At 69.4% G+C, this 5,857-nt stretch carries 8 protein-coding genes and 1 pseudogene; 4 read left to right on the top strand and 5 right to left on the bottom strand.

What is annotated here, in order from left to right; all coding sequences use genetic code 11:
• A pseudogene (locus AC08OV_RS18075) lies at positions 1-372 on the bottom strand (toluene hydroxylase); the annotation flags it as partial.
• A gap of 2 nt (positions 373-374) precedes the next feature.
• Positions 375-1,259 carry an MmoB/DmpM family protein gene (locus tag AC08OV_RS18070; protein ID WP_476614548.1) on the bottom strand — a complete coding sequence of 295 codons (885 nt, stop codon included), beginning with the start codon at positions 1,257-1,259 and terminating at the stop codon, positions 375-377.
• A gap of 320 nt (positions 1,260-1,579) precedes the next feature.
• Here AC08OV_RS18070 and AC08OV_RS18065 point away from each other — a divergent pair, with 320 nt between their 5' ends.
• Positions 1,580-2,065: a MarR family winged helix-turn-helix transcriptional regulator gene (locus AC08OV_RS18065; protein ID WP_476614549.1), complete on the top strand. Its 486-nt coding sequence runs from the start codon at positions 1,580-1,582 to the stop codon at positions 2,063-2,065.
• On the opposite strand, the gene AC08OV_RS18060 is transcribed toward AC08OV_RS18065, so the two are convergent.
• Positions 2,058-2,891: a helix-turn-helix domain-containing protein gene (locus AC08OV_RS18060; protein ID WP_476614550.1), complete on the bottom strand. Its 834-nt coding sequence runs from the start codon at positions 2,889-2,891 to the stop codon at positions 2,058-2,060. The genes AC08OV_RS18065 and AC08OV_RS18060 overlap by 8 nt on opposite strands.
• Positions 2,892-3,004: 113 nt before the next feature.
• On the opposite strand from AC08OV_RS18060, the gene AC08OV_RS18055 reads away from it, so the two are divergent.
• On the top strand, positions 3,005-3,598 hold the full coding sequence (locus AC08OV_RS18055; protein ID WP_476614551.1) for an NADPH-dependent FMN reductase: 594 nt from the start codon (positions 3,005-3,007) through the stop codon (positions 3,596-3,598).
• Between the two features lie 44 nt (positions 3,599-3,642).
• On the opposite strand, the gene AC08OV_RS18050 is transcribed toward AC08OV_RS18055, so the two are convergent.
• Positions 3,643-4,098, bottom strand: a complete 456-nt coding sequence (locus tag AC08OV_RS18050; protein ID WP_476619987.1) for a hypothetical protein — start codon at positions 4,096-4,098, stop codon at positions 3,643-3,645.
• Positions 4,099-4,205: 107 nt separating this feature from the next.
• Between AC08OV_RS18050 and AC08OV_RS18045 the strand changes: the two genes are divergently transcribed.
• Both AC08OV_RS18045 and AC08OV_RS18040 read left to right on the top strand, forming a co-directional pair.
• Positions 4,206-4,400 carry a hypothetical protein gene (locus AC08OV_RS18045; protein WP_476614553.1) on the top strand — a complete coding sequence of 65 codons (195 nt, stop codon included), beginning with the start codon at positions 4,206-4,208 and terminating at the stop codon, positions 4,398-4,400.
• A 58-nt stretch (positions 4,401-4,458) separates the two neighbouring features.
• Positions 4,459-4,845 carry a hypothetical protein gene (locus tag AC08OV_RS18040; protein ID WP_476614554.1) on the top strand — a complete coding sequence of 129 codons (387 nt, stop codon included), beginning with the start codon at positions 4,459-4,461 and terminating at the stop codon, positions 4,843-4,845.
• Positions 4,846-5,078: 233 nt separating this feature from the next.
• Here AC08OV_RS18040 and AC08OV_RS18035 read toward each other — a convergent pair whose 3' ends face one another.
• Positions 5,079-5,777, bottom strand: a complete 699-nt coding sequence (locus tag AC08OV_RS18035) for a hypothetical protein (protein WP_476619986.1) — start codon at positions 5,775-5,777, stop codon at positions 5,079-5,081.
• Positions 5,778-5,857 lie beyond the last annotated feature (80 nt).

Below are 5,857 nucleotides of genomic sequence, written 5' to 3'. Positions count from 1 at the left end.
CAGGTAAAGCCGCGCGAGGACACCCACCCAGGCCGGGTTCAGGCCGGCATCCGCATCGAGGGCCTCGACGTGGTCGACGACGCCTTCGGCGTAGATCTCCCGGTCGTGCTGCAGGGCGATGTAGCGGCGGTAGTTGAGCTGGGCGGGGTCGCGGAACGCCTCCCAGTCCACGCCCCGCAGCGGCGAGCCCTCGCGGTAGCGTAGGTACCACCGGTTGATCGGACTGTCAGGATCAAGATCGAACGGGGCCGGCTGCCGCCCGAAGTGGTAGTGGAAGTGGCCGGTGACGGTCTCGTACTCGTTCGGCTTGCGGCGGGCCCCGTCGAACACACTCCAGGTGCGCAGGGGCCTCGTCGTGGGGGCGGTAGTCATCCTCAGTCCTTCCGGTCCAGGTACCAGACGAGTTCGTCGTCGCTCACGTACCGCATCCGCCCGGCAAAGCCGGCGAGGGCGGGTTCGAGGGTGGCGAGCGGGACGGACCGGCCGGCGGCCTCCTCCAGGCTGGCGCGGGTGACCCGCAGGAAGCGGGGCGCGTTGATGCGCACGTAGCCGTTGCGGTCCTCCACGACCAGCGTCTGGTCGGGGTTGTCCTTCTCGATTGCGGCGTGCAGTGCCTCGACGGTGTCGGCGTCGTCCACCGCCACCAGCAGCGACACGAAGTCGTGCTCGAAAACCGCGCTCAGCGGCAGCAGAGCCATCGGGCCCCCTCGGAGTGCTCGTGGACGTGGACGTGCTCGTGGGAGTGCTCCTGCGCCCCGGGGGTCACCTGCCCCCCGGGCGTCATCGCCGTGCCGCCCTGGCGCCGGTTGCGCCCGCCGCCGCGGCCTGTGCCCAGGCGTAGCCGGTGGCGTCCTGTCCCTGCTCGGACGGCGACAGCCCCATGTAGGCGAGCACGCCGCCGCCCGCCCGAACCGGCCCATCCGCGCCTCACCGATGGAGGCGAGGTACTCCGGCATCGTGATCGCGCCATAGTGCGCCAGGATCACCGACTTCCATCCCGGGTCGAGCTTCTCGAACAGCGCCGAGCGGGCGATCGCGTTCTTGACCGAGTACGTCGTGGTGTCCTTCGTCACCTGGTTGTGCACGTACTCCCGATAAGTGATCTTGTATGGCTCGTCCCAGGCCAGCCACCCCTCGGCTGAGACCCGGCCCGTCCCCGACAGCTCCTCTGGGAAGACGTCCTGCTCGGACACGTAACCAAACGACCAGTTGGTGTCGCGGGCCAGGTCGTACCAGTCACTGCGGGCAAGCTTCGGCATGCTCGCCTCCTTGGTGTTCCCCCACGGGCGCGGACCGGACCCACCCGGTCCGGCAACGCTCACGCGCCGCACGGCCCAACCCGGTACCGGCCGCCATCTCGACAATTTCAGTCGAAAAGGAGAACCATGTGCGGGACGACCCTTGATGTCAAGGACTCCTAACGATCTGGTCCGGGCGGACCGGATTGCTAAGGTCCACTCGCGGGTTCCGACGTTCCCCGGTACGACCCTCGCGGCGGGTCGGCCGTCGCGAACCCGGGAAAGTCCCAACGGCAGGAGGCAGCGGTGCTGGCGCTACACGCGGCGTTCGGACCGCGCGCGTGAGGCCGCCCGGCACCCCCGAGGAACGCCACCCCGGGCTCGACGCGAAGATCGTGGCCGCCCTCGACCGGATCGGCGAGGCCCTGCAGGTGCTCGCCCGCCGCTCGGCCGAGGCGCACGACCTGTCCCCCACCCAGCTTCGGGTCCTCGCCCGCCTCTACGCGGGACCACCCCCGGCGGCCCGAACCAGCGCACTGGCACGTGAACTCGACGTGGCCGACCCCACCGTCAGCGACGCCGTGGCGGCCCTGCGCCGCAAAGGGCTCGTTGGCCGCCAGCAGGACCCCGCCGACCGGCGTCACTACCGGCTCCACCTCACCGCCGACGGCCAGCAGACCGCGCACGCGGTCTCCCGGTGGACCGCCCCGGTCGAGGTGGCGACCGCCAGGATCCCCCGCCCGGACGGCGAGCAGCTGCTCGCAACCCTCCTGGACCTGCTTGACTTCGATAAGAGTGGCGGCGTGCCGCCATATTTGCTCAGTTGACGGCACGCAGGCTGGTACCGCCCCTCCTGCACAACCGGTTCAACGTGTCGGCGGTCGTGTCGTCGGCGGGAAGGAATGCCACCAACTGCTGAGCATCGGCGGGTGGGAGCTCCATGACCTCGCGGTCAAGCCGCAGTTCACCAACCACGGGGTGTGTCCACCGCAGCGGACCGCGCCGTGGTAGCGCGTGCCGGTTCAGCCGCTGGGTGAAGTCGTCGCCGGCGATCGGAGCGAGTTCCGCCCTGAGTTGGGCCGAGCGCTCGGCCGATGGGCCGAGCCACAGGTCGAAGGCTCGTTCGTCGGCGATCTGATCCCATTCCGGGAAGATCTCGCGGGCGCGCCTGTCGGTGAAGACGAAGCGCGTGAGGTTGGGCCTGTCGGTATCGAGCAGCCCCGACGGTCGGGCGACCAGGTCGAAGCCACTGGTGTACGCGAGGATGTCACCCAGGCGGTTGGTGACCAGGGCGATCCCTGGCTCGAGTTGGTCGAGCAGCTTGAGCACTGTCTGCCTGACCTCCAGCCGAGGTTGGGTGAGCGGGCCGATACACACGCCAGCGGCGATCTTGGCCAGGTATCGCAGGTGCTCCCGCTCGGAGACGTCGAGGCGCAGCGCGTCGGCGAGCGCGTTGACGACGGAGGCCGATGGGTTGCGGTCGCTCCCCTGCTCGATCCGGACGAGATACTCAACGCTGATGCCTGCCAGCGAAGCCAGCTCCGACCGCCGTAGCCCCGGGACGCGGCGCCGGGGGCCTGCCGGCAGGCCGAGCGTCTCGGGCCGGGTGGCATCGCGCCTGGCGCGGAGGAAGTCACCCAGCGGCGTACTCACGCTCTTCACTGTAAGACCGGCACGGCCTCGGTACGCCGTCCGATGCTGGCCCTATCAGGGCCAGCCTGTGCTCGGTCTGGCTGCCGCTGCCGGCGCGACCGAACATGTGACGCATGAGCGAAACCAGCAAACTTGTCATCGTCGTCGGCAGCGTGCGCGAGGCGAGGTTCGGGCCAGTCGTGGCCTCATGGGTCGCCGAACAGGCCTCCGCGCATGGGAGCTTCGACATAGAGGTCGTCGACCTCGCCGACTTTGAGATCCCCCTATCCCTGCCCGCCGCGTCGCCGAAGTACGCCGGAGACTCATACCCGCGCCCGGCGGGCATGGCACCCCTGACCGCGCGGCTCGACGCCGCAGACGCGTTCGTCCTAGTAACCCCCGAATACAACCATAGTTACCCGGCGTCACTGAAGGCTGCCATCGACTGGCACTTCACCCAGTGGACCGCGAAGCCGGTCGCTTTTGTCAGCTACGGCGGCGCGGCGGGCGGTCGACACGCAGTCCTGCACCTGGAGAACGTCCTCACCGAGCTGCACGCGGTGACCATTCGCGACGGGCTGGCATTCCCGAACTATTTCGTGAACTGGGATGCTGGTCGGCCAGCTGATCCCGACGCTCCCGGCTACGCCAAGACATTGTTCAACCAGCTTGCCTGGTGGGCCGCCGCACTCCAGAAGGCGCGCGCCGAGGTGCCCTACCCCGACTAGTGGTCCGCCTGGTACCGGCACGCGATACCGCTGGCCGAAGCCCGCTACGCCGTCTGTCTCAAGGAGTACGACCAGTGAGCGCGGTTCACAACTAGGACGCGGTTCACAACTACGACAAGGACGGCTTCCTGGCGGAGTTCTTCCCTGACGATCCCCAGCCCCGCCCCGTGCTCGATGACCGTGGTCTTGAACCCGGCGTCCACCCACGCCTCGTGCACCGACGGGGCGACGGCGACGACCCGGTCCTCGGCTCGTCCTCGGCCAGCCCCTGTTCGTCTCCACGCAGGTCCTCTGTCTATGATGACAACTGTTTTCATCAACGGGAGGCCTGTGATGCGTTCGCGACCACCGGCTCCGGGCCGCACCGCAGCTGCCCACACCGAGGCCCGCTCGTCACTCACGGTGCTCTGCGGTTTCTGGTCGTCGACGACCTTCGCCATAGGCCGGGCGATGGTGGCGGCCGACCAGTCGGCGCTCCTGACGACCAGCATCCCTGGCACTCGACGCACTCTCGGGGAGCCACTCAGCTGGCCACCTTGACTTGGGCACCACACGCCTTCCGGCTATTGTCATGAGAACCGCTTTCAATAGTGGGAGATGGTGGCACATGACTGGCCAATGGGAGACGCCGGCCGGCCCGGGCGTCGCCGCCGAGCTGGGAGCCGTCGCAGAGACGTTGCTGATCCCGCTGTACGGGCGGGCGTCGCTCGCGGTCGCGGTCGGTGGCTGGAGCTGGATCTTCCTGACGCGATGGCGCTGCGCCGCCGCTTCTTCAGCGACGGCACCCGCCGCCGGCACCTGACCGGGTCCGTCCTCGACGACGACTGGCTCGAGGTCGCCGCGGACACCGGCCCGGGGCCGTGGATGTTCGTGGCCGAGGCCGTGCTCGGGTTCCCGACAAGCACGACGTCCACAACGTGCTTGCCCGGGTCGCGGGCCGGTTTCCCGGCAGCCTCGCCGCCTTCGACAGCTGGGGCGAGTGGATGCGGCAGAACCAGGAACAGCATGACGCGCTGAGCAAGGTCGACGCCCGCGCCCGCTGGTTCTGCGAAAACCCGGCCGACCTGGAACGCCAGGTGCCCGGGCTGGAGATCCTCGAATCCCGGACCCTGCCCGAAGCCCCGCGGGCCGTACTCGACCGGCTGCCATCCGAGGTATCCGCAGCGCTGCCGGCCATGCATGAGGACCCGCAGGTGCGCTCCTACCGACTCAACCTGGTCCGGCTCGGGGAGCCGTCGACCGGCTGACGTTGTCGAAACGAGCGAGGGCGGCCCGAGTCCGCTCCAGGCGATGCAGGCAACCAGCGCGCCCGCCGGACCACCCACCGAAGCCACCAGCAGAGAGTGCTCGCGCGGACCGACGGCGAATCGCAGACAGACCTCGCGCGAGACTAACCAACGCGCTCATCTGCTGATGACAGGACGTCCGGCTGCCCGCATGACGCCGCTTCGGGCCGCCGAGTTGAGGAGGTGGGTGAACGTCAGCCGTAGCTGGGATCGAGCGGGGTCGCGGGACGCGCGGCAACGGCGTCGATCGCGGGATCGGCGAGGACCGCGTCGATCGCGGCGTGGCTGGCACCGATGTAGGTGGAGTAGCCGTCGATCTCGGTGGCGACAAGCCAGGCCCGATCGTAGGGCCACCACAGACTCGCGCACCTCCACTCCACCGGCGCCGGCAACATCGGGGCGGCGCTCACCGGCCCGGTGAGCAGGTGGTACGCCCGGTTAGCTGTCCGCACACGCATCGGCCGGTCCTCCCAGGCGCGCGTCTCAGCGAGGCCAAAACCCTCCCAGAGGCAGAAGTACGCCTGGTCCGGCGTGTCGGTGAAGCTGGACAGGACCCTCGCGAGAGCCGCCGTCTCCCGCGCGTCCAAGCCTCCGTCAGCGGGTCGCCCCCAATGGTCGGAACCGGCGACGAGGTCGTCGAACCGGGTCTCAGCCGTCAGCGCCACGCCTCGGCATGCGGCGATCTCGGACCACCGGTGTCGCCGTCCCACACCCTCACGGTCGTAAGTCGGCGGCAGCACCCGGGCATAGGCCGCGAAGACGGGCGGCACCATCGCCGCGACCGTTGCGGCTGACGTGGTAGCGGCCAGGGCTGCCGCTACCCACGCCGCCGGACTGACGTCGGGCAGCAGCGACATCCCCGGCGCCCACGCGACCGGCTCCCCCATGTCCATCACCCCACTCTGCCAGTCCCCACCCTCCTGATCGGGCCATCAGCCTTCCGTCGTAGGTCGTGGCCCCGTCGGCGGCCCAC

Source organism: Frankia sp. CeTa3Moorea, assembly GCF_978021225.1.
This window is presented reverse-complemented; position numbering and strand designations above follow the sequence as displayed.